This is a genomic window from Streptomyces sp. NPDC107517, from assembly GCF_055582645.1.
In genome coordinates, this window is the sequence record NZ_JBVJPM010000026.1 from 1 (window position 1) to 25194 (window position 25194).

Genomic DNA, 25194 nt, shown 5'->3' on the forward strand with positions numbered 1-25194 from the left:
CACAGGGAAGGAACCCATCATGATCTACTGCGGCATCGACTGGGCGGAAAAGACGCATGACGTCGCTCTGGTCGACGACACCGGAACGCTTTTAGAGGCGCTAACAAAGGCGTTGGACGTGGCGGTGGGTGATGAGGCAGATGGCGAGGCCGAGGAAGGCCTCGTGGATGTCGTCGCGTCTTTCCCAGCGGATGCGCAGGCGGCGGAAGCCGTGTAGCCAGGAGATCGTCCGCTCGACGACCCAACGGAAGACGCCCCGTCCGGTGCCGTGCGGCTGACCGCGTTCGGCGATCACGGGGCGGATGCCCCGCGCCCGGACCAGGCGCCGGTATTTGTCGTGGTCGTAGCCGCGGTCAGCGAAGAGCAGGTCGGGCCGATGCCGTGGCCTGCCGACGACGCCGCCGATGGCGGGGATCTTGTCGAGCAGGGGCAGTAACTGCGTGACGTCATTGCGGTTTCCACCGGTCAGTGACACCGCGAGCGGGATTCCCTGCCCGTCGGTGATGATGTGGTGCTTGCTGCCCGGACGTGCGCGGTCGACCGGACTGGGTCCGCTTTTGGGCCCCGCCGGGCCGCCCGGACGTGGGAAGAGTCAATCACCGCCCTCGACCAGTCCAGCTGGTTCTTCGAGCGCAGTTGCTTCAGCAGTACCGCGTGGAGTTTGTCCCACACGCCGGCCTGGTTCCAGGCGGCCAGGCGCCGCCAGCAGGTCATGCCTGATCCGAAGCCCAACTCCTGGGGCAGGTACTCCCATTGGATGCCGGTGTGCAGGACGAACAGGATCCCGCACAACGCCTGCCGGTCCGGCACCCGCGGTCTGCCCTCGACCAGCTTCGGGCCCGGCTTGGGCAGTAACGGCTCTATGAGCGACCACAGTTCGTCCGACACGATCCACGGCCGCGACTGACGCTTCCCCATGAACAGACCAACGATCCGACAAGCCAACAGTCACATGATCAACAGCTTTTGTTAGAGCCTGTTAGCCAAGCGCCATATCACCGACGACGCGGTCGGCTACAAGGTTCTGCTGGACCTGCTCTCCGAGTACGGCGACACGGATGAAACCCCGATCCCGGTCGCCATCGAGACATCCCGGGGCCTGTTGGTGGCGGTCCTGCGAACCGGCGACCGGCGAGTCTTCGCGATCAACCCGCTGGCCGCGGCCCGCTACCGTGATCGGCACAGTGTCTCGCGCAAGAAGTCCGACCCCGGCGATGCCCTGGTCCTTGCGAACATCCTGCGCACCGACATGCACGCCCACAGGACGCTGCCGCAGGACACTGATCTGGTCCGCGCCGTTGCCGTCCTGGCCAAAGCCCAGCAGGACACCGTCTGGAATCGCCAGCAGATCGCCAACCAGCTCCGCTCGCTGCTGCGCGAGTACTACCCGTCAGCCTTGGCAGCGTTTGAGCCTTGGAAGAACGGCCTCTGCCGACCCGAGGCTCATCAGGTCCTCGAGCTGGCCCCGACGCCCACGCGGGCCGCGCGCCTCACGCGCACGCAGCTGCAAGCCGCGCTCAAGCGGGCCGGCCGCAAGCGAGGCATCGAGGCCGAGGCCGAGCGGCTCCGCGTGGTCTTCCGCGGCGATTGGGCCCACCAGCATGACGTTCGGAGACGTAGGTCCGCGGTCTACTGGGCCCGCAGTGCGGCAAGTTGCTGTGCGAAGGGGACGACGACGTCGCTCTCCGCCGGCGGGCGGGCCGGCCTTGCGGAACGTCCAGTGAGGAGCCCGGCCAGGTCACGGCCGGCCCGGTCGATACGGGTCGGGAGCGTGTCAGTGAGTGGGTCTCCGGTGCCACCCCAGTCCTCGGTCGCCGCGTACACAGACGTCGGGACGACAACAGCGCGTAGGTAGGCGAAGAGCGGGCGCAGCGCGTGGTCGAGGACGAGCGAGTGCCGCGCGGTACCCCCGGTGGCGCCGGCCAGGACCGGCTTGCCGGTGAGCGCATCGTTGTCGATCACGTCGAAGAACGACTTGAACAACCCGCTGTACGAAGCGGTGAACACCGGCGTGACGGCGATCAGGCCGTCCGCCGAGGTGACGGTCTCGATGGCGTCCGCCAGCTCGGGCGAGGGGAAGCCGGAGGCGAAGTTCTTGGCGATGTCGACGGCGAGGTCGCGCAACTCCACGATGTGCACGTCGACGTCTCGCCCGGCATCGGCCAGGTGCCCGCGCGCCGACGCGGTGAGCCTGTCCGCCAGCAGCCGCGTGGACGAAGGGGTACTCAGCCCTGCCGACACGACCGCGAGCCGCACCGGACCGGGTTCAGACTGCCGATTGGCGGTCACTTGGTCTCCATTTTTCTTGGGGTGAGTTCGAGGGGTTGGGGGCGGTGGGCGGGCAGCGTGGTGAAGCCTGCGCTGCGTGGAGTCCTATGCCTGGGGCATGAGACCCATGACGATCGGGGCGATCTTGCCGCCGCGCTCCGTGGTCCAGTTCTGGGCGAGTTCGGCCAGGAGCTGGTTGGTGGAGGTGAGAGTGGCGCCGGCGTCGGCCATCCGCTTGAGGGCGATGTCGTCGGCCAGCTTGGTCGGCGAGCCGCCCGCATCGGCGACAACCTGGACCTGGAAGCCCTCGGCCAGCGCGGTCAGCGTCGGGTAGACGGTACACACGTCGTTGGTGACCCCGGCGATGACCAGGTTCTGGCGGCCAGTGGCCCTGACCGCGGCGGCGAAGTTCTCGTCGTCCATGGCGTTGACCACTCCGAGCCGCTTGATCCGGCCGGCGAACTCCTCGGGAGCGATCTCCTCGAACTCCGACAGCAGCGGACCCTGGGCGAACTCCTCCATGGAGGACGTGAGCACCAACGGGATGCCCACGGCCTTGGCCGCCTTGGCCAGCGCCAGCGCGTTGTCCTTCATCTCCTCGAAGGAGGTGGAGCGCACCCAGCCCATGGTGCCTACCTGATGGTCGATGAGCAGGATCGCTGAGCTGTCGATCGTGAACGGCTGAGCAGTCATGATGGCGCCTTTCCTGGAAACCGCAGACTTTGATTGTTCGGTCAATCAAATGGCTCAACATGCACCTTGCTGGATCTATTCCTGGACCGCGAAGCAAGCCCTACCAAGGGGCAGTGAAGCCCGCTAAGGCCCGCGCAGCCCTCTACGGGGGCACGACATCCACGATTCTGTTGCCTGAACAGTCATGCCCCGCCCCGCGGCACTCCCAGACCGCAACGTTGTTGCCAGCTCCGATTTCGCGGTGCTAACTTGCATACACTTTCAAAGTGTATGCACCTGCTGCAGTGGAGGAGAGCTACATGGCGGACCATCCGAATGTCGCGACGGTCAAGCGGTACTACGAACTCGCCGACCGCCGGAGGGCGGGCGACATGGCCGAGCTGTTCACTGAGGACGTCCAGGTCTTCACCCCGAAGTTCGGGACCGCCACCGGCCGGGAGCGCATGCTCGCCGCGGGCAAGGGCGGCAAGCGGTTCCGCCGGTTGAGGCACCACGCGGACGAATTCAGGATCCACGCGCACGGCGATCGCGTCATCGTCGAGGGCACCACCGAAGGCGAGACCTTCACCGGCAGGACGTGGGACGGGCGGACGACCGTAGGCGGACGATTCTGCTCCGTCTTCGAACTCCGCGACGGCCGGATCTCCAGGATGTACGTCTACTTCGATCCCGACGTGGCCACCGAGGACACGGCTCGGTACCCCTGGTACCAGCAGGCCACGGAGCCCAGCGGAGCGTAGGCCGTCCAGGCCGGCGCTATCCGTGCCGCGCCAGGAACGCATCATCGCCCCCGATGGGACCAGCACCGTCCCGCCCGGGGGCGCCAGCCGTGCGCACCGGAAGCATCCATGGACGTGGTCGACGAGGGGGCAGCCCTCTGAGCCGTTCAGTACGCGCACGAGCAGGAAGATCCCCGCACGTATCTAAGGAGCACGATGGAACTGGGACTACAGGGTCGGCGGGTGCTTGTCACCGGTGCCTCTGGAAACATCGGGCGGGCGACAGCGTTCGCGTTCGCCGCCGAAGGCGCACACGTCGCCCTCGCCTGTCATACGAACACGCAGGAGGCCGAGAAGATCGCGGCGGAGATCGCGGCCGGGGGCGGCACCGCGATGGTCGTGCAGCTCGACCTCGGCGACGCGTCGTCGATCGTGAAGACGGTGGACACGGTCGTGCGTGACTTCGGTGGTGTCGATGTGCTCGTCAACAACGCAGTAGCACGTCCGCCACGCGGCTCGGCCCGGGATCTGTTCGAGGACCTTCCCCTGGAGTTGATGCGCGCCTCGGTCGAGACGAACCTCGTCGGGCAATACGCCCTGAGTCAATCAGTAGTCAGGCCGATGCGCGCGCAGGGATGGGGGCGCATCGTGCACCTCTCGAGCGGCCTGGTCATCGATGGCCTTCCCGGCTCATCCGCCTACACCACGCCCAAGGCTGCACTGCACGGCCTCACCCGCACTATGTCGCGCGAGCTCGCGCCCGCGGGGATCCTGACCAATGCCGTCCTCTCTGGCCTCATACCCCGCCCGGACCTGCCGCAGGCCGTCATGGACCGGGCCAGCCGTTCGGCCGCGATCGGACGTCCGAGCTCCGCACGCGAGATCGCGAATCTGATCGTCTTCCTCTGCTCGGACGCCAACACCAACATCACGGGCGAACTCATCCGCGCCGACGGCCATACCCTCACCACTACGTAGGCGGTTCCACACCCGCCTGATCCAGGCGGGTGTGGTGTGCTGCCGGGCGCCCGACTCAGGTCGGCTGTCCGGCAGCACCGAGCGACGACGACCTGACTTGTCGCCTGGCCACGGCCAGAGCCCCCGGCTTCGGGTAGATCTCTCGATCTACGTCGAAGCCGGGCGCTCTGAGTTGCTCCACGATCGCCCAGCGCATCTCCTGGCCCCGCATCACCCCGAACGGTGAGGCAACATCAGGGAGTTGAGGCTCTCCCCTGCGGTGCGACAGGTGGGCTCACCGCGCGTCTCACCCGTGTTCGAGCATCTCCGTGTAGACCGCGCGCGCCCTGGCCGTCTCCTCGTCGAGGTACTGCAGCGTCATGGCCAGGATGCGGTCGCGCTCGATTTCATAGTCGGCGTCCACCCCTGGCAGCAGCGAGTTCAGCTGGTCGAGGTGGAATGCCAGGCGGACATCAGGAGGTGCTCGCGTCCGACCGTGTGTGGCAGCCCGTGGGTGAGCCCGATCCTGGACCCGTCGCCGTCGGCCTCGATCTCCCATCGCATCGTCGTGCCCAGCAGGTCGGGCGTGTTGCCCCAGGCGGGGACGTCCCACTGAATGCCAGGACGCGCTTCGGCTCGTACGCGAAGACCTTGCCGTGGACCGTCGCGCCCCACTCGGGGTGGATACGGATGAGGACGTCACCACCGGCACGGAGGTCGAGCTTGTCGACAGGGCCGCCCATCCACTTCGCGAGCAGATCGCGGTCGACGATGAAGTCCCACAGGCGATCCAGCGGTGCGTCGAAGCGCCGCTCGTAGTAAATCTCGTTCATCGTCGCGGTCACCTTGATGATCCCGTCCAGGTTGTCCCACGCGAACTCCTGTGGGACGACATTTTCACCACTGAAGTCCGGGTCGAAGTAGACGCGCATGCTGTGGATGAGGCCGTCGCGGAAGTCGAAGCTGGAACAGAGCCGCCCCGCGACCGTCTTCCTTCCGTCCCACGCCTGGCCCGCGACCGTCTCTCCCTCGGCCGTGCCTTCGACGACGACACGGTCGCCCTGCTCGACAATCTCGAACTCGTCGGCGACATCGAGCGGCTGACCTCGACGGGCATCGTGGTCGACGGCGTATGGCACGAGGCCGACTGCGTCGTCTTCGGCACCGGCTTCGACATCGATGCCGGACGCTTCCTCGTGACCGGACGTGGCGAGCAACTGCTATCCGAGCGGTGGGCCGACGGCATGCGGTCGCTGCACGGCATCCTGACGGCGGGCTGCCCCAACCTGTTCGTGGTCGGCGGCATCCCGCAGGCCACGAACGCGATCAACTTCACCCACCAGCTGTACAAGCAGGCCCTTGTCAGGACAACCCTATTGGGTAGCTGTCCGGAAAGTTCGGGACACCTCACTGGGATGCCCGTGAAACGCCATTGCGGTTGGCCTGGTCGACACTTCGTCGGATTGTGCCGACGACTTCGATCACGCGATACGCGTGGTTCGACATGGCTTCACACTGCCGCAGGCTCCTCCGGACTGCACGGCGAAATGCCACGGCCCGGACCCACCCAGTCTCGTGGACAGTGACGAAACTGTCCTTCCCCTCAGCGCCGGCCACCAAGCCCTCGACCAGGTACTGCGTGAAGGAGCCAGCCAAGAGATGCGTGCGGGGGCTGCCTGCACCAACTCCAGGCAACCCCCGCACGAAGAGCGGCCGCGGATCAGCGGCCCGCGGCCTGACGTGCCGCCCGCATGCGCAGCGGGCTCGGCATCAACTGGCCCTCAGCGCGCGCCTTTTCGAGCGCCGAAGTCCACCAGGCGAGATCATCGAGGAGGATCTTCAGACTGGCCTCGGTGATGGGATCGGTGGGCTTGCCGTCGGCATCGAACGCATTGCCGACCGTCGGCAGGACGACGGCGTTGCGCATCGGCACAGCCTCGGCCTCGACGAAGATCTGCGCGAGATGCTCGATCGCCCGGATGCCGCCGCTGAGGCCAGCGCTGTATCCAACGGCCGCCACCGGCTTGTTCCGGAACCCGAACGACAGCCATACGGTGTCGATCGCGTTTTTCAGGACCGCCGGAACACTGTGGTTGTACTCCGGCGTGACGAGAAGGAACGCGTCAGCCTCCTTCACCTTCCGGTTCCAAGCTCGCACGATCGGCTCGGAGTAGGAAGGGTCGTTGATGTCGCCGAGCGTTCCGGGGTGCTCGGTGAACATAGGCAGCGGCCACTCACGCAAGTCGATCAGCTCAGCGTCAAACGCCTCGTGCTCACCGATGCGCTCCATGACCCAGGGGGTGACGAGGTCGGAGGCGCGGTGCGGGCGTGTGCTGCCAACGATGACCAAGAGTTTCGACATCAGGGTTCTCCCTGGGGTGAAGGTCATGAATGGGCCCGCAGCGCGGCGGGCCGGTCGACAGCGAACTACCGGCCGAGCAACATCATGTAGTAGTCGAGCCGCTTCGCCGACTCCTGATCCACATAGGCTCGGATCAGGCCGGGCATGCGCTGCGCCTGCATATCCGCCTTGTCTGCCCCGTCGAGCAGGCTAGTCAGCTGGTTGAAGTGAAGATGCCACGCGGCAAGCAGCATGTGCTCCTTACCGACGGTGTTGGGAAGCGCGTGGGTGAGGAGGAGCTTCGAACCGTCCCCGTCCGGGCGCACCTCCCAGCGCATCGTCGTGCCCAGGAGAGCGGGCGAGTGCGGGCCGGGAGCGGTACCCCACGCCGGGACGTCCCAGGTCATCTCCAAAAGCCGACCGGGCTCGTACGTGGTCACCTGACACGTGATCGTCGCGGTCGCGCCGCCCACGTGGTGGACAATGACAATCTTTCCGTCGAGGGCGAGCTCGAATGTCTCGACCTGCCCGGCCCACTTGGACAGGAGCTTCGGGTCCTCGATGTACGACCACAGCCGTTCGGCCGGAACGTCGTAGTGCCGCTCGAAGTGCACCTCGTTCATGGTCGGCGTCAGGCGGAGGACACCGGGCAGCGGCTCGGTGGTGTCGGGTGCGGCGGTTCCCCCGTCCAGGGCCTCCGGTGCCGGCTCCTGCGGGAGCGCGTCCTCGCCGCTGAAGTTCGGGTCGAAGTAGACGCGCATGCTGCAAATTCGACCGTCACGGAAGTCGAAGCTGGAACAGAAATGCCCCGCGACCATCTTCCGTCCGTCCCATGTCTGGCCCGTGACCGTCTCACCCTCGGTCGTGCCTTCGACGATGACGCGGTCACCCTGCTCGACGATCTCGAACTCGTCGGCGTGATGGATCATGCGCCGGAACTTCGCCCGGTCGTCACTCCCGGACAGCGTCGCCTCGCGGCCGCTTCCGATAAAGCCCGGACGAGCGATCCTCGCGTCCTCGGTGAACATCTCGGTGAACATCTTGAAGGCGTCACCTGTCACCCTGCCGTCGGCGACATCGAAGAACCGCCTGACCGTCTTGACATTTTTCGACTCAGCCATGGAACTGCCCTTTCCTGGATTTCGGTGAGCCCTCGCCTGTAGGCGGTGGGCCGGTGAAGGTTTCTCAGGAGCACCCGTCTGCGAAGGAGATCAGGCGCCTGAGTCAGTGGTTGCCCGGAGCGCGGCAAGGGCCCCCGCCCAGGCTTCGATCTGCTCGAACACCGCCCCGAGTGCCTGGGTACTGCGGTCGGTGGGGTTGAAGGAGGCCAGGTTCTCGAAATCGTTGAAGAGACTCAGGGGAACCTGGGCGCGGACGTCAGCGACCATCAGTTCACCCATGACGAGACGCAGGTGCTCGACCGCACGAGCTCCGCCGGCGCCCCCGTACGACACGAACCCCGCCGCCTTGTTGTTCCATTCGGCATAGAGGAAGTCGATGGCGTTCTTGAGCGCGCCGGAGGTCGAGTGGTTGTACTCCGGCGTCACAAAGATGTAGCCGTCGAACCGGGCAATCGTCGCAGCCCACTTCTTGGTGTGGTCGTTCGCGTACTGCCCGCGTATCGGCGGCACGGGCTCATCCAGGTGAGGCAGCGGATAATCCGCCAGATCGATCAGCTCGTACGCTGCGTCCGCGCGCTTCGCGGCATGCTCCATCACCCAGTTCGCGACGACCTCACCTTTCCGGCCGGGCCTGGTACTGCCGAGAATGACACCGATTCTGACCATTGATGCTCCCGTGGAAACAGTTGACATGCCGTCACACTCTGCCGACGAGTGGCCTTGCAGCCGTCGGCCCACGGCCCACGAAGCCGAGACGAGGGCGCCCCCTTGCCGACCTTGCGGCGCCTCCAAACTGCATGCAGTTATGGAGTGATGTCAACCCTTGACATCACCCTGAAACTGTATGCAATCTGTCCCACATGACTCTTGGCCGATTCGGCGAGCAGCCCGCGCGACCTGCCAGGGCGCCAGTGCGCTTTACCGCGGCCAGGCCCTCTCTCGGAGGCGGCTCACGGGCCGACGCGACCGGGCCGCGGCAGCTGCCACACAAACCTGGCCCTTCCCCGCCCTGTCACCCAGATGAGACTGTCGACGTCACCGCATACCGGAGCCAACTGCCGCCGCACACGCCACGGTTGGCGCGGAACGTGCTGGCTTCTGCAGGCAGCAAAACAGCCGGGCGCGCACGATCAGCTGCGCCCGGCTGCATCCCTTACCGTCGGGGCCCTACGGGGCGCCGACAACACACGTATCGACGCTCAGGCCGCCCCCTCCGCGGGCTCGGCGATCCGCAGGTTCGCCAGGCGCTCGTACACTCGAGTCAGGGCCTGGTTGCCGTGGGACTCCTCACCGTGGGCCATGGCCTCGAGGTACATGTCGAGCACGCCGGACGCGGCGGGCAACGGCACGTTGTTGGCCTGGGCCGCCTCGATGCCGAGGCGCAGGTCCTTGACCTGAAGGGCGATACGGAAGCCGGCGCTGTCGTCACCGGCGATCATCTGCGGACCCAGGTTTTCAAGGACCCAGCTCGATGTGGCCCCGCCGAGCAAAGCCTCGCGGAGCTTGTCGAGGTCGACGCCGAGGGCTCGTCCGAGCGTGAACGCCTCACACACCGCCTGGATGTTGATGGCCACGCCGACCTGATTGCAAACCTTGGTGGCCTGGCCGGCGCCGATGGGGCCCATCCGCGTCACACGGGCGGCCATCGCGTCGAGGACGTCGGCCACGCGGTCGAGGTCCTCGTCGCTGCCGCCGGCCATGATCGAGAGCGCGCCTTCCTTTGCGCCCTTCACACCGCCGCTCACAGGAGCGTCGATGTACCCGATGCCGGCGGCCAGGCTGGCCTCGCCGAGCTCGCGGGTAGCGACCGGGGAGATGCTGCTCATGTCGATGTGGACGGTGCCCGGGCGGCAGTTCACGAGCGTGCCGTCGGCACCGTGCACGACCGCCTCGACGTGCGGAGTGTTCGGCAGCATCGTGACGACCACGTCCGCACGCCGCAGGAGTTCACGCACGTCGTCCACGACGGTGAGCCCGTCGGCGCGCGCCTGCTCCCGTGCCTTGTCGAGGACGTCGTAGGCCTCGACATGCAGTTGCGCACGGGCAATGTTGAGGGCCATCGGTGTGCCCATGACGCCCAGGCCGAGGAACGCGATACGGAGGTCGGTGGTCATATCTTCTCCTGAAGGGTGGTGCGGTCCACGGCCTCGCGGGCCGCGAAGTCTTCGGCGTCGACGTCGACGTGCGTCGGGTCCCAGCGGATGACGAGGAGGGCGAGCAGGCCGATGAACGGCGCGACGGCGAGCACGAAGAGAGCGTTGAGACCGAGCGCCGCGGTCAGTACGGGCCAGATGACGAGGCCCACCGTGCCGCCGAGTCGGTTGCCGACCTGGACGAAGCCGACGCCGGCGCCGCGGATCGACGTCGGGTACGACATGGTCGCCATGACCACGCCCTGGGTGCCGGGTCCGGCGGCGTGGCCGAAGATGAAGGTCCCCAGGCAGACACAGGCCGCCGCGATGGCGCCGGGGAAGAGACCGCGCCCGAGCACTCCGACAAGCAGCATCGACACTGTGGTGATCACGAACCCGATCATGGCGAGCTTGCGTACGCCGATGCGCGGTGCGGCTGTGACCGCGACCAGGCCACCCGCGACACCGAAGATCGCGTTGAACACCAGCGGTCCGACGATCCCGGTCACCACGGACTCGCCGAGCACCTGCTCCACCACGATACCGATCGAGAACCCGACGGCGTAATACTCCAGTCCCTGGCAGAAATTGACGATGAGCGACAGCACGGTGCGCAGCCGGTACCGCGAGGTCCACAGCACATGGAAGGCTCGACGGGCCGGAACGGTGGTCTTCTCCACGCGCAGGACGGCATCGGGGGCGACTTCCACGTCGGCGCCGTAGGCCTTGCGGAGCACTTCGGCGACCCGGTGCAGGTCCGCGTTCTGGGCGAGCCAACTCGCCGACTCTGTAAGGTACTTGCGCCGCAGGACGAGGACGACGAGGGCCGGGACTACGCCCAGGCCGACGACCCAGCGCCACAGCGACGAGATGTCCGCGCCCATGGCGCCATAGAGGAAGTAGCCGCCGAGCAGTAGCAGCCACGTGGAGGCGACCGCCACGTACCAGACAGGTGCGTACATGTTCAGGGCGCCGCCCTTGCGGCGGCTGTCCGAGTACTCGGCGATGAAGCTCAGCGCGACCGGGTAGTCGACACCGACCGCGAAGCCCATGAGGAAGCGCGCAAGGATGAAGACCCAGGCGTTCGGGGAGACCGCGCACAGCAGCGTCGCGACGATGAGCATGATCAGGTCGGCGGTGAACACCTTCTCCCGCCCGATCCGGTCCATGAGCACGCCACCGGAGAGGGAGCCTGCCAGCGCTCCGACGAGGATGACACCGGAGACGAGCCCGAGTTCGAGCGGCGTGAAGGCGAACTGCTTTTGTACGTAGGTGAGTCCGAACGCGATCGACGTGAAGTCGAAGGCGTCCATGAAGATGCCGGCAAGCGCGATGATGACGATGAACCGCGAGTTACCGCGGTTGATGACGCCGTCGTTGATGAGGCGTTGTACGTCTGAGGGGTGGCGGAGAACTATCTTCTTTGACATGTCCTGCCCTGGTGTGTGCGGGTGAGGTGTGCCGTGGCTGGGGAAAGTCGTGCGCGGCCTCGTCCGATCAGACGAGGCCGGCGAGTTCGCGGGCCCCGCTGATCTCCATCTGGCGGAGCTTGTCGACACGCCGCCGGGTGTCCTCGTCGTCGTCGAAGCGCGCGTCGAGGAAAGCGACGAGCGTCTCGCGCGCCGTCGCGGGACCGATCAGCCATGCGCCGAGGCACAGCGCATTGGTGTCGTCGTGCTCGACACCCTGGTGCGCGGAGTACACGTCGTGCCCCATGCCCGCGCGAATCCCAGGGATCTTGTTTGCGGCAATGAGGGCTCCAACTCCGGTGCCGCACACGAGGATCGCCCGGTCCGCTTCACCGCGTCGCACCGCATCGCACGTCGCGAAGGTGATGTCAGGGAAGTCAACGGGAGTTTCGTCCTGGACTCCATAGTCCTGGATCTCGTGGCCCAGCTCTACGAGCATTTCTACGACCGCAGGCTTCAGACCGAGGCCCGCGTGGTCGTTCCCGAGTGCGATACGCATGGTTGTTCCTTTGGGGGTTTGCATTTGTTGAGTGTGAAATCTGCTGTGGTGAGGAGGCGCTCGCGCCAAGCGCGGTAACCGGGTGAGGGCACCTCACCTCGTCGCACCATGACCGGTGCATGTCTGGAAGCCGACGGGCGACGAGCGCCTCGCGCCCCAACACCTCAGCGGTTCGGCGACCGATGTCCTCGAGTGTGTCCGAGATGCCCCCGGGAACAGACTTCTGCGGCTCCTCCCGTCGGCGAGACACATCAAGTCAGCTGGAGGTGAGCGGTGCTGTGCGCGGTCGTGTTCCGCGCAAGGATTGGCGAGTACAGCCCGCAGTGGTGACCGCACGCTGGGCTTGTACGGAGGCAGCTACGCAAGGCCGCGCGATGGGCTCCTGGTTCCGTCCATCTACGCAGCGATGCGGCATCGCGCCACCGGTGGCCGTGCGCGGGTGGACATCGCGATGACGTAGGGAGCGTGCTATTGCGGAGGAAGGGTGTGCTGGCTTCGGTGGCAGTGGCCTTCCGGGCTCAGGGCAAGGGCGCTCCAGCTAATCGACATGCGGCAACTTCGCAGGCCATAGAGCCAGCCTGTGATGACGTCATGGGATCGTGTCGCCCATGGCGGCCCGCGGGGGTCATTGGTCGTCCTTGGGCACCCGGTCGACGAAGGACGTCGGGATGCGCTGACCGGACGCCGCGCGCCCGGCGATGAGGTCCACGATCCCGCGTACGCCGAGCCGTCCGATCTCCGCCGCGTCCTGACGGACCGCGCTGATGGGCGGCGAGGCGAACTCGAACCAGTCGAGGTCGTCGAAGGACACGACCTCGATACGGGCCGCCTCCTCAGCGCCGAGCCGCTCGCGCAACGTTCGTACAGCGCCCAGCGTGGTCAGGCCGTTCACACCGAAGACGGCCGTGAACGGGACGCCGCGGTCGAGGATGCGGCCCATGGCCTTCGCCGCCCCGTCGGCCAGGAAGTCACCGGCCTCGAGCAGCCCGTCATCGGTGCTGATGCCGTGCGCCTCACGCCCGGCGAGGTAGGCGGCGCGGCGCTCCGCGCCGGTGGAGATGCCGTCCGGGCCCCCGATGAAGGCGACGTCGCGGTGTCCGCGCCCCTGCAGCCAGTTGAGCACCTGCCCGACCCCCTGGGCGTTGTCCGTCCCGTACATGGGGGCGTCGATGCCGTCGATGGTGCGGTTGAGGAAGACGAGCGGAAGGCCGGAGGCCACGGTGGCGGCGAGCTGCGGTGAGACGGTGCTCTGCGGCGCGAACAACAGGCCGTCGATGCGCTGGGAGGCGAAGGTCTGCAGGTAGGCGTCGGCCTGTTCGGCGTCCTCGTTGGCGTTGGCCAAGAGGACGGTATATCCGTGACTGCGGGCCTCCTGCTCGGCGGCGTGCGCCAGTTCGGAGAAGAACGGGTTGCGGATGTCCGAGACAAGCAGGCCCAGCACCTCGGTCCGGGCGCGTCGCAGAGCGCGGGCGGGACCGTTGGCGACGTAGCCCAACTCGGCGGCGGCCGCCAGCACGCGCGCGCGGGAGTCGGCCGAGGTCTGGCTGCTGCCGCTGAGCACCCGGGACGCGGTCCCCAGCGCGACTCCGGCCCGCGCCGCAACGTCCTTGATCGTGGCCATCCGTCGCCCCATCCCCTTATGGAAACGTTTCCATCACCTGAATGATTTTACGCTCGCATATAGACCAGCTCAGGGCAAGACTTCAGCACAAACGCTGTCGCCTGACACCCGGAGTGGACGGGAGCGACTCACATGTGAGCGGCGGCGGCCATGGCTCCTTGCGCAGCCTCCGCCGGCACGAGCCGTGTTGGAGCGCCGCCTACGTGTCCCAGGGCACCGGCGAAGGCCCCCAAGGCCGCCGAGCGCCCGGGACATGGCGGCCGTCGGGGCGTAGGGAGGGCAGCGAGAGTGCGACCGCCCGCGGCCCCGGGCTCGAACGTCCGCGAATGCTGGCACACCCACGGTTCAACCTCGCCCGACGCCGAACCGACGTCCTCCTCGCCGTGCTCGACGACGGCAACCGACACCGACAATCCGGCAAGACTCAGTTCGGCGCGACGGCGGGTACTGTCAGCAGATCGCGCGCGATCCCGTCACCCACGAGCCACTGGTGACACTCGTCCATGTAGGCCAGCGGGCCCCGTGGGTGGCCGGACTGGATCAGCGTCATGATGCTGTCCGGTACGCACGCCAGGTTCGGCCTTGGCGGCAGCTGCGCCGCCTGCTCCCTCAGGTGGGCCGCCCACCGGTCCTCGGCCTCGGGCCGGGCCTCCACGCTCTCGATGCCACCGTCCAGACACCGCCTGATCAGCGTCACGGCGTACGCGGCTTGCTCGTCAAGGGTGTGGGTGCCCGTGATGGTGTACGTCGCCTGAGCAATGCCGCCGATCACGAACAGGTTCGGGAAGCCCGCGGCTTGGATGCCGTGCAAGGAATGCACACCACCCGCCCACTTGTCCGCGAGAGTCTGTCCGCCGCGTCCGATCACGGGGAATCCGCCCGCACGTGAGCGCCCCGCGTCCGCTGAGAATCCGGTGGCGAAAACGACGCAGTCCACCTCGTACTCCGTGCCGTCGACCACGACACCCTTGGCCGTCAGGCGCTCCACACCGCGACCGTCGCTGTCCACCAGGGTGACGTTCGGGCGGTTGTACGTCTGCAGGTAGTCGTCGCTGAACTGGGGGCGTTTGCAGCCGAAGTTGTAGTACGGCTTGATCGCCTCGGCCGTGGCCGGGTCGTCGACCAGAGCCGCCATGTCGGAGCGGACCTGCTCCATCATCGCGTAGTTGGTCAGCAGCATGCGCGTGGCGGGGTCCGCATCGTGCGGCACTCCGGGCAGATCGGCCGCCAACTCCCGCATGCGCTTCATGAGTCGGGTGCCCGCATCGTCCACCAGGTCCCTCTCGGGCAGCGGCACTCCGGGCGGGCTCTGGGTCACGGCGGTGAGGTTCGCGACCCGTTCCCGCTGCCATCCGGCCGGCTGAGCGCGATACCAGTCGGGGTCCACCGGGGCGTTCCCTCGGGGCAGCACCACGGCGGGTGTGCGCTGGATGATGAGCAACTCCCGTGCGACCTCGGCCACATGGGGGATGAACTGGATCGAGGAGGCGGAAGTGCCGACCACCGCCACACGCTTGCCGTCCAGTCCTGTCAGTCCGCCGCCCTCGTCACCGCCCGTGTAACCGTAGTCCCAGCGGCTGGAGTGGAACACGTGGCCTTCGAACTCGTCGAGGCCGTCGATGTCCGGCAGGCGGGGCACATCGAGGACTCCGCCTCCCAGGCACACGAATCGCGCCCGCCAACGGTCGCCCCGATCAGTTTCGACGAGCCACCGTCGCGCACCCTCGTCCCAGCGCATGCCGGTCACCTGCGTCTGCAGGCAGGCCGTCCCGTCGAGGCCGTAGTGCTCGGCCAGGGCATGGCAGTGGGCGCGGATCTCGTCCCCGCGGGTGTACTTCTCGCTGGGTATCGTGCCGACTTCCTCCAGGAACGGCAGGTACGTGAGCGCATCGACGTCGCAGCGGATGCCGGGGTAGCGGTTCCAGTACCAGACGCCGCCGAAGCCGCCGGCCTTCTCGACCAGCCGCACACCCGGCACCTGTGCCTCCCGCAGCCGGGCCCCGGTCACCAGACCGGTGAAACCGCCGCCGACCACGACCACGTCGATGTCGTCGTGCAGCGGCGCCCGCGCGTCCGGCGGCGCGTACGGATCACCGGCCGGGAGTTCGGTGCCCGCCGACGCGGGGCGGCCCGCCGTACGGAACTGCGGGCTGCGGTGCTCGGCCGCGTCCTCGTACCTGCGGCGGACCGCTTCCGGATCGAAGCCGAGGTCTCCCCCGGCAAGCTCTCGCCCGGGACCGGGAATGCCCTTCGTCATGCTGACCTCACTGTCGGCTCTGTCCGGCCCGCGTCCGCGGCGGGCGGCGCCATGATGGGACCTGCGTCGATGAAGACCTGGACGTCGTCGATGAGCCCGCCCTCTGCGCAGCGGACATACGTCGAGCAGGGAAGCCGTACGACAGTGCCGTCGTGGCGGGTGTACTCGACATCGGCGAGGAGCATGACCTCGTCGCCATGGACCCAGCTCTGACGGAACACGTGCCGCACACCGCCCACGGAGCCGAGGAACGCCTTCGACGCGGCGTGTACGGCCTCGCGCCCGGTCAGGGGGTCCGCATTGCCGAAGCGCATGCGGATGTCCGGGCTCATCCGGCTGACGACGCCGGTCACGTCCTGGGCGTCCATGGCCGCGTAGAACTCCGCGGCCCAGACGGGCGGTTGTGCGTCGATCCGTACGTTCCCCTGCGTCATGGCGGCTCCGTGAGGCGTCGAGTGTGGGCGTGGCAAGCCCTCTTCGGGGACGTCAGGCGCGGCCTGACTCGGCCGCCGGAAGCGGCCCCTGTTCCCCGGTGCGGTCCGGTGCGCACGGAACAACACTGCATACAGTTTCACGGCGAGTCAAGGGTCGAAGCACCCCGCGAAACTGAACACAGTTCTCCCAGGACAAGCGATTCCTCGCCACCTCGGCGGATACGGAACTCGGCCAACTACAGACGCAACTTGCCGACTTCATTGGACGCGGGTGCAGCGAGCCGAGCGACGTTCATGCGCACGTATCAGGCTGTGCCTTCGGCGAATCCAGAACGGACCGACGCGATTGCGCAGTGGACTCAGCCCGTGATCTGTCGTTTGTGGCGTGGCTGGACCACGAGGGAAAACGCCGACGTGTACGAGCGCATCGTGCGCGGGCAGGTCATCCCCGGAATCGAAGCACGTCGTATCCCGGGGTTTCAGTCGATCGATCTGATCCGGCGCGAGCGGGAAGACGACGTCGAGTTCTTGACTCTGATGTGGTTCGACGCCCTGACCTCTGTGCAGACGTTCATGGGGGAGGACTACGAGCGAGCACACGTACCAACGGCCGCCCAGGCTGTGCTCTCGGACTTCGATGAACGGTCAGCCCACTTTCGAGATACTTGACCGTCGCCAACAGCCTCACTGACCAAGTCCTGCGAACCGTTGCCGCGTGCGGGCCGGTTCCTTAAGAAGAGCTGCACCCTGTAGTGGCCGCGTTTCAGGTGTGGGCGAGGTCGATTTCGTCGTAGTAGGTGTCCGTGCGGCGAGGGCGTTGGCCCACAGCCTAGGCCGCGAGTCCGTCGCGCAACGCGGCCGACCACCCAACCGGGCATGTTGCTGAAAGTGCGCACACCTACGCTTGATGTGACGATGCCGCCATGAGTACTTCCACAGCGCAGGACACCCGCGCGGCGCCGCAGGGCGAACCCCCTGTGCTGGACTCAGGCCGACGCAATATCGTCTTCGTCACCATCGCCGCCGGCATGCTGCTGGCATCCCTGGACCAGACGATCGTCGGCGCCGCGCTGCCCACCATCGTCTCGGACCTCGGCGGCGGCGCGCATATGTCGTGGGTGGTCACCGCCTACATGCTGGCCTCCACGATCTCCACGGTGCTGGTCGGCAAATTCGGTGACCTGTTCGGCCGCAAGCTCGTCTTCACCCTCTCGGTGATCGTCTTCATCGGCGGATCGTTCTTCTGCGGCCTGTCACAGAACATGACCATGCTGATCGCCTTCCGCGCGATCCAGGGCATCGGCGGCGGCGGCCTCCAGGTGACAGCGATGGCCCTGATCGCCGACGTGATCCCGCTGCGCGACCGCGGCAAGTACCAGGGCGCCCTGGGTGGCGTCTTCGGTGCCTCCACCGTGCTCGGTCCTCTGTTGGGCGGGTTCTTCACCGACAACTGGTCCTGGCGCTGGTGCTTCTACGTAAATGTGCCTATCGCGATCGTCGTCGTGATCCTGTCTCTCAGGTACATCCCGTCCGTGCGGTCCGAGGGACGGCCGAAGGTCGACTACCTCGGCATCGCCCTGGTCGGTATCGGCGCCTCCGCGCTGATCCTCGCGACCAGCTGGGGCGGCAACGAGTACGCCTGGGGATCGGCCGTGATCATCAGCCTCGTCATCGGCGGTGTCGTGGCGCTCGCGCTGTTCTGCTGGGTGGAGACCAAGGCCGCCGAGCCGATGCTGCCGATGCACCTGTTCAAAAACTCGGTCTTCGCCGTCTGCTCGGTGCTTTCCTTCGTCGTCGGCTTCGCCATGCTCGGCGCGATGACGTATCTGCCCTCGTACATGCAGTTCGTCGACGGGGCCTCGGCCACCTTCTCTGGCGTGCGCACCCTGCCCATGGTCATCGGCCTGCTGAGCACCTCGATCTACAGCGGCAACGTCGTCAGCAAGACCGGCAAGTACCGCTGGTTCCCCGTGTACGGCTCGCTGATCACCGCGCTCGGCCTGTTCCTCCTCTCGTTCATGGACCGCACCATGTCCCCGTGGCTGGAGTCGCTGTTCCTGCTGGTTCTGGGCCTCGGGCTCGGGCTGAGCATGCAGGTCCTCACGATCGCTGTGCAGAACACCGTCGACTACAAGGACCTGGGCACGGCCACGTCGGGTGTGACCTTCATGCGCACGCTGGGCAGCTCCTTCGGCACGGCCGTCTTCGGCACCATCTACGCCAACACGCTCGGCCCCGAACTCAAGGCGGGCATCACCGAGGCCGCTGCCACCGGCCTCGTCCCGCGGGACCAGCTGGCCGCTGCGGCCCAGAACCCGTCCGCCCTGCACCAGCTGCCCGACGCCGCCGCCATCCCGATCATCGACGCCTACGCGACCACCCTCGGCACCGTCTTCCGCTGGACCGTGCCGGTCGCCCTGGCCGGCTTCGTCGTCGCGCTCTTCCTGAAGCAGGTCGACCTGCGGGACTCCGCCAAGGCCAGCGCGGGCGACCTCAACTCAAGTCTCGGCACCGCCTCCCTGGAGTCCCGTCAGGTACTGGAGCGGACCCTCGCGCCACTGCTCACCCGGATCACACCGAGCGCCGCCCGCGAGGTGCTGGCCCGCTCCGGAACCCGAGTGCCGCCAGCGGCCGCCTGGGCGCTGATGCAGGTCTTCGTGTACACGAGACTCGTCGGCTTCGCGAAGGTCAGCCAGATCGCGATCCGGCGCAGAATGCCGGAGGAAGTCCTCCAGCCCGCCTTCGACAGCGCCGTGGCCGACGGCTACCTCAGCGAACACAGCGGCTTCTACTCGTCCACACCGCAGGGCGATGTGGAGATCGCAGCCATCGAGCAGTCCGCCATGGACTGGCTGTCCGAGCGGGTCGAACGGTCCGAGGGACGCCCCACGACCCCCGAGATGCGCCAGGCCCTGGACGCGATCGCCAAACGGCTCCTCGCCGAGGACCTGGCCGAGGGCCTGCCGTCCCAGCGATCCGGCGGCACGAAGCTGTCGAAGAGCGCGAGTTAGGCGGTGCGGCACCCATCGCCCCACCGTTGCCCGACCCTCACCCGAACCGGTCTCCGGCCGGAGACCTCATCACAAGGAGTGCGACATGATGAGTGTGTTCTCGGACACCGAACTCTCCTACCTGGCGTCCCAGCGGCTGGGCCGCATCGCGACCCAGAAACCTGATGGCACCCTCCAGGTCAGCCCTGTCGGCTTCCGCCACAATCCGGAAACGGACACCATCGACGTATCCGGCTACAACCTCGAGAAGAGCAGAAAGTTCCGCAACGTGGGCGCCAACGGCAAGGTCGCGTTCGTTGTGGACGACCTGGCTTCCGTCGAGCCCTGGCGCCCGCGTTGCGTAGAGATCCGTGGCACCGCGCACGCCATCTCTGCCGACGGGACGCACGAACCGCTGATCCGCATCACCCCTCGGCGCGTGATCAGCTTCGGCATCGCCCAGAGCGATACCCCTGCCCACAGTTTGAGCGTCGATGCCCGGGACGTCTGATCCCTCCGGATGCCGGTTCTCGGCGCCGCCGTCCCCTGCGGCCTCGTTGCGAAGCCAGTGACGCTAGGCGAGCCCGCTCGCACTCGCCCTGCCGCTGAGAGCGGAGAATCCGGGGCCTGTGCTCCCGGGCGCCGCAAGACAGCCAGCCACCTTAGGGCTCCAGCCGATGGCCGTGGCGGCAAGCAGCGCCGCCCCCACCGCGGTCACTTCGGGTTCCGCGATGACGTGCGGCCTGTTGCCGGTGACGGCTTCCTTGATATCGATCCAGCCGCGGGAGCGGGCCCAGCCGCCCGCGGTGTACACCGGGGCGCTGGGGGCATCGGCTGCCGTGAGACCGCGGATCGCGGTGACGGCCCGGCCGCCCAGGTCGGCGAGGGCTCCCAGGACCGCCGAGGCCCGGGATCGCGGGTCCTGTGGAGCGTCGGGAGCGTAGCTGGGGGTCCGGCCACCCGCGGCCCCGGGCCGGAAGGCATCCGACGTGAGGTACGCGTCCGGTTCGGCCTCCCCCGACAGGAGCCGGGCGAGCGCCGCGGCGACCTCGGGTTCGCGGGAGGCCCACTGCACGTTGCGTGCGAGTTCCTCCACACGCAGGACGGTCGCGCCCGCCGGATTGCGGATGCCGGGCGACACGTCCACCCCGGCCGGCTTCCCGCCCGGGGACACCGGGGCCTGAGCGACGACGACTTCCGCGGTGCCCATCGAGTCCAGTACGGCGCCGGGATGCATCAGGTGCACGCCCCAGCCCCCGACGGGGTGGTCATGGCCGCCCGCCACGACCTGGGCGTGCTCGGCGAGGACCCCCGCGCGCCGCAGTCGCGGTGAGCGCAACTCCCCGACGACGGTGCCGGTCGGCGTCACCGGCGGCAGCAGGGCGGTTCGGCCGAGGGTGGCGTGGACGCGGTCGGCGTGCCACGAGCGCGTGAACGGGGACCAGGCCCCGGTGCGCGCGGCGAGGGTGTCGCTCAAGAACGGAGTGCTGCTCCATCGCCCCGCAACATAGTCCGTCACGGCCAGCCAGCCTGTGGCGGTCCGCGCCTGCGGTTGGGCCCGGGCCCAGGACCAGCCGACGAAGGTACGGGCCGCGTCCGATGCGGTACCGAGGTCGTCGGCCGGTGCGAGGCCTGGCATCAGGGAGCCGAAGAGCTCGGTGCGGCGGGGGTCGAACCAGGGCAGGGCCCGGGTGAGCGGGGTGAGCGCGGCGTCGGTGAGCACGCCGTCCTCACCGATGCCGGCGGCGCAGGCGGCTGCGACGGAGTAACGCTCGCCGCACGCCTCGATGACCATCTCCTCGATGGTGTCGAAGAGTTGAGCGGCGTCGATCGAGGGGTCGTCGAGGGGACGCGGGGTGGCGCGTCGTACCCGTGAAGCAACGTTCCCGGCAGAGTCGAGGGTCACGACCTTGACGTTCGTACTGCCGATGTCGATGCCGAGGACGGCATCTTCCCGTTGCGCCGAGGTTCCCACGTGCTGTTCATCTCCTTCGATCGACGCGGCGGCTCAGGCCCCTGCTTCTCGCGGGGTGGGGTCAGTCGTCGAAGCTGACACTACGGGTGAGGGCGGCGACCTCGGACAGCACCTTCTCCGCCTCGGCCTGCTCACGCTGCCAGATGTTCCGGCCGACGATGACACCCCGGGCGCCCGCACGGATGGTCTGGGCCACCGCGTCGACGGTCTCCCCCGCAGCGCCGGACAGCGGGCCGCCCGCGATGACGAGCGGGACCTTCAGCTCCTCGACCAGGCGCTGGGTGCGCTCCTCTCCGGGGAAGGCGATCTTGATGATGTGGGCGCCGAGGTCGTACGCGATGCGCGCGACCTTCTCCTCTTCGATGATGACCTCTTCGGTGCGGGGCGCGCCCATGATGACCGGCTCGAGGACGAGCGGGATGTCCCACGCCTCACAGGCGGTGACCACCTGGCCGACCCGCTTGCACATGGCGGCCTGCTCGGCGCGGGACATGTTCCACGGGAAGAGCATCTTGACGGCGTCGACGCCCATCCGGACGGCCTCTTCGACCGTGGTGATGAGCTGGTGCGAGCCGCCGCCGTCGAGGTTGGTGACGTCGTAGTAGGTGTCGATGGTGAGTACGCGGGTCAGGTGCGGGTTGCGGGCGAAGAAGCCCTCGGTCTGCTTGACCTGGCCCGGCGTCATCATGAAGCCGGTGACGTCCTTGTCTCCCCAGGTCGCGAAGGGCGCCGAGGGGGTCTGAAGGCCCTCGATCCGGTTGAAGATCAGGCCGTGGTCGACGGGCATGATGATGGCGACCCGGTCGCTGGGCAGCGTGCGGCGCATCCGGTATTCCATGGACATGGCTGTCTTGTCCCTCTCAGTCGTGGGGCAGTTGCGGGGCAGTCGCTGGCGCGGCTGCGGCAGATCGGTGCAGGTCGGGCGACTCAGGGCCTCACACACACCAAAGTTGTACGTACAGTCTGTACTGTCCGAACAGTAGGCGTTAGCGTGAGTGCGGTCAAGACCCGAGCCGAAGGAGCACGACGCCATGCACCGGCACATCACCAACCGACCGGAACACGCAGCAGAGGAGGCCCTGGAGGGCCTCGCCCTCGCCCATCCCCACCTGGTGTCCTACGACCGCGAGCAGGGCATCGTCCGTCGCGCCCGGCCCGCCCGGGACAAGGTCGGCCTCGTCTCCGGCGGCGGCTCGGGACATGAGCCGCTGCATGCGGGGTTCGTCGGCACCGGCATGCTCGACGTCGCCGTACCGGGGGCCCTGTTCGCGAGTCCGACCGCCCTGCAGGTGCTCAACGGGACGGTCGCGGCCGACTCCGGGCGGGGCGTCGTGCAGATCGTGAAGAACTACACCGGGGACGTGCTGAACTTCCAGATCGCCGGCGAACTCGCGGGGGACGACGCCGTCAAGACCGAGGTCGTCCTGGTCGACGATGACTTGGCCACCGACAGCGTCAGCGACGGTCCCGGCAGGCGCGGTACGGCCGCGGTGCTCGCCGTGGAGAAGATCTGCGGAGCCGCCGCCGAGGCCGGGGCCGACCTCGGCGAAGTGGCCGCGCTCGGGCGCCGAGTGACACGTCAGGCCCGTACGCTCAGCCTCGCGGTCCGGGCCGGCACACACCCGGGAGCCGACGGCCCCGCATTTGAACTTCCCGACGGCGAGGTCGAGTTGGGCGTCGGAATCCACGGCGAGCGCGGCACCGGACGCATCCCGTTCGCCGACGCGGACACCCTCATCGCCCAACTGGTCAGCCCTCTGTCCGCCGCGCTCGAACTGCGCCGGGGGGCCTCTGCCATCGCCATCGTCAACGGCCTCGGAGGCCTCTCCCCGCTGGAGCTGTCGGTCTGCACCCGCAGCGTGCACCAGCATCTGGCCACGCAGGGCGTGACGGTGGCCCGCACGCTCGCGGGCTCGTACGTGACCTCCCTGGACATGCACGGTGTTTCCGTGACGCTGCTCCCCGCCGACGACGACCTGCTGCCCCTGTGGGACGCCGCCGTCCGTACACCCGCCCTGACCTGGTGACGAAAGAAGGAACTGCCATGACCACCACGACCGTTACCGACATCAGGCTCGCAGAGGGCTTCGGCCGCCGCTGGGTGGAGTCGCTCTTCGACATCTTCCTGAACGGACGCGCCCAGGATCTCGGCAAGCTGGACCAGCTCACCGGCGACGGCGACTTCGGCAACAACATCGCCTCCGCCCTGGGGCGGGCGCACCAGGCCATCGCCGCCGAGCCGCCGCGCGACTACCAGGGGTGGCTCACCGCAGTGTCGCGCGGCTTCCTGGGAACCGGAGGCACCAGCGGCCCCCTGTTCGGCATGTTCTTCCGCGACCTCGCGCGTTGCGCCGGTGCGGGCGAGCCGACCCTCGCCGAGCTCACCCATGGCCTGCACAGCGCGGTGGCGACCGTCCAGCGTTACGGCAAGGCCGAGGTCGGCCACAAGACCATGGTCGACGCGCTGGTCCCCGCCGCGCAGTCTCTGGGCGAGCTCGCCCCGCAGGCCACGGACGCCGCCCGGGCTCTGGCCGGAGCCGCCGAGGCGGCCGTGACGGGTGCGCGCAGCACGGCGGCCCTGCTCGCCCGCCGCGGCCGTGCCAGCTATGTCGGGGAGGTGGCACGCGGCGTACTGGATCCGGGCGCGACGGCCGCGGCGATCATCCTGCAGGGGGCGGCCGCCGCGCAATCGGGGAACGGCACTGCCGTGGACACTGACTGGATCAACGAAGCCTGATGCGCCGAGGCAGCGGGGGCGTGGCCGACGGGTCGCTCCCCCGCCCAGCCGAGTGGTATATCCCCTCACTAAGTCCCGTACGGACAGTACGTACAGGGCTTACGATAGGGAGCGGCGGCCGTATGCCGCCTCAGTCAGCGGAGGGAACGCATGGTGTCGCCATCGGGGGCCATCGACCGGCAGTCGTCGACGCCCTATTACCAGCAGCTGGTCGACGCGCTGGAGCAGCGCCTCGCGGACGGGCAGATCCCTCAGGGGCAGCGGCTGCCCAGCGAGAACGATCTGTGCAAGGAGTTCGGCCTGTCAAGGGCCACGGTGCGGCAGGCATTTCAGGTGCTCGAGTCGCAGGGCCTGGTGACCCGGATCGCCAACCGCGGCGTGTTCGCCAACCGGGCACGGGCCGCCGACGAGGGGTGGACGATCCAGCAGCCACAGGGCTTCCTGGAGAACGCGCTCAGCCACGAGAACCGGTCGGTGACCACGCACGTGCTGCGGCACGGCCCCACGATCCTGCCCGCGTTCGCCTGCCAGCTGCTCAAGGTGCCGGAGAAGACGGCCGGCTACGAGCTGGTGCGGCTGCGCAAGCTCAACGACGTCCCGGCGCTGTACAGCATCAACTACAGCCCGTCCGAGCTCGTGCCGGTCATCGCCGCCAGCGACGACGTCCTCGAGGGCCGGGCCGCCCTGAGCCAGGTGCTGGCGAAGGCCGGGTTCACGCTGGGCGGCGCACACCGTTCCGTGCGGGCGGTGGCGCCCACACCGGAGATCGCGCAGGCCCTGGAGATCCGGCCGACGACGCCGGTGCTGCACATCCGCTCCACGTCGTGGACGCCGAGCGGTCAGTACTTCGACGTCTACAACACATGGGTGCGCAGCGACATCGTGCCGCTGGAGGTCAACGTCGACGCGACCGGTTCCTGACCGAGCGAACGGACGAGAGGGCCGCCGTGCAACGCACGGCGGCCCTCTCGTTTCCCTGGT

23 protein-coding genes and 3 pseudogenes are annotated in these 25194 nt (G+C 67.9%); 11 read left to right on the forward strand and 15 right to left on the reverse strand.

The features are described 5' to 3' along the window. Nucleotides 1–217: pseudogene (locus ACZ67T_RS37045) on the forward strand (hypothetical protein); the annotation flags it as partial. Here the strand turns inward: ACZ67T_RS37045 and ACZ67T_RS37050 are convergent. Then, nucleotides 188–918 (reverse strand): annotated as a pseudogene (locus tag ACZ67T_RS37050) (IS5 family transposase); the annotation flags it as partial. The pseudogenes ACZ67T_RS37045 and ACZ67T_RS37050 sit on opposite strands and share 30 nt — an antisense overlap. Before the next feature lie 55 nt (nt 919–973). Between ACZ67T_RS37050 and ACZ67T_RS37055 the strand changes: the two are divergent. Beyond that, nucleotides 974–1600, forward strand: a pseudogene (locus tag ACZ67T_RS37055) (IS110 family transposase); the annotation flags it as partial. Nucleotides 1601–1629: 29 nt separating this feature from the next. Here the strand turns inward: ACZ67T_RS37055 and ACZ67T_RS37060 are convergent. Both ACZ67T_RS37060 and ACZ67T_RS37065 read right to left on the reverse strand, forming a co-directional pair. Next, a complete protein-coding gene (locus ACZ67T_RS37060; RefSeq protein WP_469990204.1) occupies nt 1630–2289 on the reverse strand; it encodes an FMN reductase in 660 nt (219 codons plus the stop codon). An 84-nt stretch (nt 2290–2373) separates the two neighbouring features. After that, nucleotides 2374–2961, reverse strand: a complete 588-nt coding sequence (locus ACZ67T_RS37065; RefSeq protein WP_469990206.1) for an isochorismatase family protein — start codon at nt 2959–2961, stop codon at nt 2374–2376. Nucleotides 2962–3260: 299 nt separating this feature from the next. Between ACZ67T_RS37065 and ACZ67T_RS37070 the strand changes: the two genes are divergently transcribed. Both ACZ67T_RS37070 and ACZ67T_RS37075 read left to right on the forward strand, forming a co-directional pair. Next, the gene (locus ACZ67T_RS37070) at nt 3261–3701 is read left to right on the forward strand and encodes a nuclear transport factor 2 family protein (RefSeq protein ID WP_469990208.1); all 441 of its coding nucleotides are present in this window, start codon (nt 3261–3263) and stop codon (nt 3699–3701) included. A gap of 195 nt (nt 3702–3896) precedes the next feature. Further along, nucleotides 3897–4658 carry an SDR family NAD(P)-dependent oxidoreductase gene (locus tag ACZ67T_RS37075; protein WP_469990210.1) on the forward strand — a complete coding sequence of 254 codons (762 nt, stop codon included), beginning with the start codon at nt 3897–3899 and terminating at the stop codon, nt 4656–4658. Nucleotides 4659–5110: 452 nt separating this feature from the next. Here ACZ67T_RS37075 and ACZ67T_RS37080 read toward each other — a convergent pair whose 3' ends face one another. Continuing rightward, entirely contained in the window at nt 5111–5569 is a 459-nt protein-coding gene (locus ACZ67T_RS37080) for an SRPBCC family protein (protein WP_469990211.1), read from the reverse strand. A 3-nt stretch (nt 5570–5572) separates the two neighbouring features. Between ACZ67T_RS37080 and ACZ67T_RS37085 the strand changes: the two genes are divergently transcribed. Continuing rightward, nucleotides 5573–6223, forward strand: a complete 651-nt coding sequence (locus ACZ67T_RS37085) for a hypothetical protein (RefSeq protein WP_469990213.1) — start codon at nt 5573–5575, stop codon at nt 6221–6223. A 134-nt stretch (nt 6224–6357) separates the two neighbouring features. Here the strand turns inward: ACZ67T_RS37085 and ACZ67T_RS37090 are convergent, their stop codons facing one another. The 9 genes from ACZ67T_RS37090 to ACZ67T_RS37130 all read right to left on the reverse strand — a co-directional run bounded on the left by ACZ67T_RS37090 (nt 6358) and on the right by ACZ67T_RS37130 (nt 16511). Beyond that, nucleotides 6358–6999: an NADPH-dependent FMN reductase gene (locus ACZ67T_RS37090; protein ID WP_469990214.1), complete on the reverse strand. Its 642-nt coding sequence runs from the start codon at nt 6997–6999 to the stop codon at nt 6358–6360. Nucleotides 7000–7064: 65 nt separating this feature from the next. Continuing rightward, the gene (locus ACZ67T_RS37095) at nt 7065–8099 is read right to left on the reverse strand and encodes an SRPBCC domain-containing protein (protein ID WP_469990216.1); all 1035 of its coding nucleotides are present in this window, start codon (nt 8097–8099) and stop codon (nt 7065–7067) included. A gap of 90 nt (nt 8100–8189) precedes the next feature. Next, a complete protein-coding gene (locus tag ACZ67T_RS37100; RefSeq protein ID WP_469990218.1) occupies nt 8190–8765 on the reverse strand; it encodes an NADPH-dependent FMN reductase in 576 nt (191 codons plus the stop codon). Nucleotides 8766–9298: 533 nt separating this feature from the next. After that, on the reverse strand, nt 9299–10213 hold the full coding sequence (locus ACZ67T_RS37105; RefSeq protein ID WP_469990220.1) for an NAD(P)-dependent oxidoreductase: 915 nt from the start codon (nt 10211–10213) through the stop codon (nt 9299–9301). Then, complete coding sequence (locus ACZ67T_RS37110; RefSeq protein ID WP_469990222.1) at nt 10210–11661, reverse strand: MFS transporter; 1452 nt, start codon at nt 11659–11661, stop codon at nt 10210–10212. Before ACZ67T_RS37110 ends, ACZ67T_RS37105 begins: the two co-directional genes overlap by 4 nt. 67 nt (nt 11662–11728) lie before the next feature. Further along, nucleotides 11729–12199 (reverse strand): RpiB/LacA/LacB family sugar-phosphate isomerase, encoded by a 471-nt coding sequence (locus ACZ67T_RS37115; RefSeq protein ID WP_469990224.1) that lies wholly within the window; start codon nt 12197–12199, stop codon nt 11729–11731. Nucleotides 12200–12824: 625 nt separating this feature from the next. Then, nucleotides 12825–13820, reverse strand: a complete 996-nt coding sequence (locus tag ACZ67T_RS37120) for a LacI family DNA-binding transcriptional regulator (RefSeq protein WP_469990226.1) — start codon at nt 13818–13820, stop codon at nt 12825–12827. 424 nt (nt 13821–14244) lie between these two features. Continuing rightward, complete coding sequence (locus tag ACZ67T_RS37125; protein WP_469990228.1) at nt 14245–16077, reverse strand: flavin-containing monooxygenase; 1833 nt, start codon at nt 16075–16077, stop codon at nt 14245–14247. Further along, complete coding sequence (locus tag ACZ67T_RS37130) at nt 16074–16511, reverse strand: nuclear transport factor 2 family protein (protein WP_469990230.1); 438 nt, start codon at nt 16509–16511, stop codon at nt 16074–16076. The genes ACZ67T_RS37125 and ACZ67T_RS37130 overlap by 4 nt, the downstream gene beginning before the upstream one ends. 414 nt (nt 16512–16925) lie before the next feature. Between ACZ67T_RS37130 and ACZ67T_RS37135 the strand changes: the two genes are divergently transcribed. From ACZ67T_RS37135 to ACZ67T_RS37145, 3 genes are all read left to right on the forward strand, one after another. After that, the gene (locus ACZ67T_RS37135; RefSeq protein WP_469990232.1) at nt 16926–17180 is read left to right on the forward strand and encodes an antibiotic biosynthesis monooxygenase; all 255 of its coding nucleotides are present in this window, start codon (nt 16926–16928) and stop codon (nt 17178–17180) included. Between the two features lie 254 nt (nt 17181–17434). Beyond that, entirely contained in the window at nt 17435–19522 is a 2088-nt protein-coding gene (locus ACZ67T_RS37140; protein ID WP_469990233.1) for an MDR family MFS transporter, read from the forward strand. Between the two features lie 85 nt (nt 19523–19607). Further along, entirely contained in the window at nt 19608–20012 is a 405-nt protein-coding gene (locus ACZ67T_RS37145) for a PPOX class F420-dependent oxidoreductase (protein ID WP_469990235.1), read from the forward strand. Between the two features lie 63 nt (nt 20013–20075). Here the strand turns inward: ACZ67T_RS37145 and ACZ67T_RS37150 are convergent, their stop codons facing one another. Together ACZ67T_RS37150 and ACZ67T_RS37155 are read right to left on the reverse strand one after the other, a co-directional pair. Then, entirely contained in the window at nt 20076–21476 is a 1401-nt protein-coding gene (locus tag ACZ67T_RS37150; protein ID WP_469990237.1) for an FGGY-family carbohydrate kinase, read from the reverse strand. 61 nt (nt 21477–21537) lie between these two features. After that, on the reverse strand, nt 21538–22320 hold the full coding sequence (locus ACZ67T_RS37155; RefSeq protein WP_469990239.1) for a class I fructose-bisphosphate aldolase: 783 nt from the start codon (nt 22318–22320) through the stop codon (nt 21538–21540). A 187-nt stretch (nt 22321–22507) separates the two neighbouring features. Here ACZ67T_RS37155 and ACZ67T_RS37160 point away from each other — a divergent pair, with 187 nt between their 5' ends. The 3 genes from ACZ67T_RS37160 to ACZ67T_RS37170 all read left to right on the forward strand — a co-directional run bounded on the left by ACZ67T_RS37160 (nt 22508) and on the right by ACZ67T_RS37170 (nt 25134). Continuing rightward, a complete protein-coding gene (locus ACZ67T_RS37160) occupies nt 22508–23503 on the forward strand; it encodes a dihydroxyacetone kinase subunit DhaK (RefSeq protein WP_469990241.1) in 996 nt (331 codons plus the stop codon). Between the two features lie 17 nt (nt 23504–23520). After that, entirely contained in the window at nt 23521–24213 is a 693-nt protein-coding gene (locus ACZ67T_RS37165; RefSeq protein WP_469990242.1) for a DAK2 domain-containing protein, read from the forward strand. A 150-nt stretch (nt 24214–24363) separates the two neighbouring features. Then, a complete protein-coding gene (locus tag ACZ67T_RS37170) occupies nt 24364–25134 on the forward strand; it encodes a GntR family transcriptional regulator (protein WP_469990244.1) in 771 nt (256 codons plus the stop codon). Nucleotides 25135–25194 lie beyond the last annotated feature (60 nt).

Bases quoted from the DNA above. Each gene is read 5' to 3' on its own strand.
- ACZ67T_RS37140 (WP_469990233.1), top strand. From the start codon at position 17,435: ATGAGTACTTCCACAGCGCAGGACACCCGCGCGGCGCCGCAGGGCGAA.
- ACZ67T_RS37120 (WP_469990226.1), bottom strand. From the start codon at position 13,820: ATGGCCACGATCAAGGACGTTGCGGCGCGGGCCGGAGTCGCGCTGGGG.
- ACZ67T_RS37065 (WP_469990206.1), bottom strand. From the start codon at position 2,961: ATGACTGCTCAGCCGTTCACGATCGACAGCTCAGCGATCCTGCTCATC.
- ACZ67T_RS37115 (WP_469990224.1), bottom strand. From the start codon at position 12,199: ATGCGTATCGCACTCGGGAACGACCACGCGGGCCTCGGTCTGAAGCCT.
- ACZ67T_RS37145 (WP_469990235.1), top strand. From the start codon at position 19,608: ATGATGAGTGTGTTCTCGGACACCGAACTCTCCTACCTGGCGTCCCAG.
- ACZ67T_RS37095 (WP_469990216.1), bottom strand. From the start codon at position 8,099: ATGGCTGAGTCGAAAAATGTCAAGACGGTCAGGCGGTTCTTCGATGTC.
- ACZ67T_RS37090 (WP_469990214.1), bottom strand. From the start codon at position 6,999: ATGTCGAAACTCTTGGTCATCGTTGGCAGCACACGCCCGCACCGCGCC.
- ACZ67T_RS37155 (WP_469990239.1), bottom strand. From the start codon at position 22,320: ATGTCCATGGAATACCGGATGCGCCGCACGCTGCCCAGCGACCGGGTC.
- ACZ67T_RS37125 (WP_469990228.1), bottom strand. From the start codon at position 16,077: ATGACGAAGGGCATTCCCGGTCCCGGGCGAGAGCTTGCCGGGGGAGAC.
- ACZ67T_RS37070 (WP_469990208.1), top strand. From the start codon at position 3,261: ATGGCGGACCATCCGAATGTCGCGACGGTCAAGCGGTACTACGAACTC.
- ACZ67T_RS37160 (WP_469990241.1), top strand. From the start codon at position 22,508: ATGCACCGGCACATCACCAACCGACCGGAACACGCAGCAGAGGAGGCC.
- ACZ67T_RS37170 (WP_469990244.1), top strand. From the start codon at position 24,364: ATGGTGTCGCCATCGGGGGCCATCGACCGGCAGTCGTCGACGCCCTAT.
- ACZ67T_RS37105 (WP_469990220.1), bottom strand. From the start codon at position 10,213: ATGACCACCGACCTCCGTATCGCGTTCCTCGGCCTGGGCGTCATGGGC.
- ACZ67T_RS37080 (WP_469990211.1), bottom strand. From the start codon at position 5,569: ATGCGCGTCTACTTCGACCCGGACTTCAGTGGTGAAAATGTCGTCCCA.
- ACZ67T_RS37075 (WP_469990210.1), top strand. From the start codon at position 3,897: ATGGAACTGGGACTACAGGGTCGGCGGGTGCTTGTCACCGGTGCCTCT.
- ACZ67T_RS37100 (WP_469990218.1), bottom strand. From the start codon at position 8,765: ATGGTCAGAATCGGTGTCATTCTCGGCAGTACCAGGCCCGGCCGGAAA.
- ACZ67T_RS37165 (WP_469990242.1), top strand. From the start codon at position 23,521: ATGACCACCACGACCGTTACCGACATCAGGCTCGCAGAGGGCTTCGGC.
- ACZ67T_RS37130 (WP_469990230.1), bottom strand. From the start codon at position 16,511: ATGACGCAGGGGAACGTACGGATCGACGCACAACCGCCCGTCTGGGCC.
- ACZ67T_RS37110 (WP_469990222.1), bottom strand. From the start codon at position 11,661: ATGTCAAAGAAGATAGTTCTCCGCCACCCCTCAGACGTACAACGCCTC.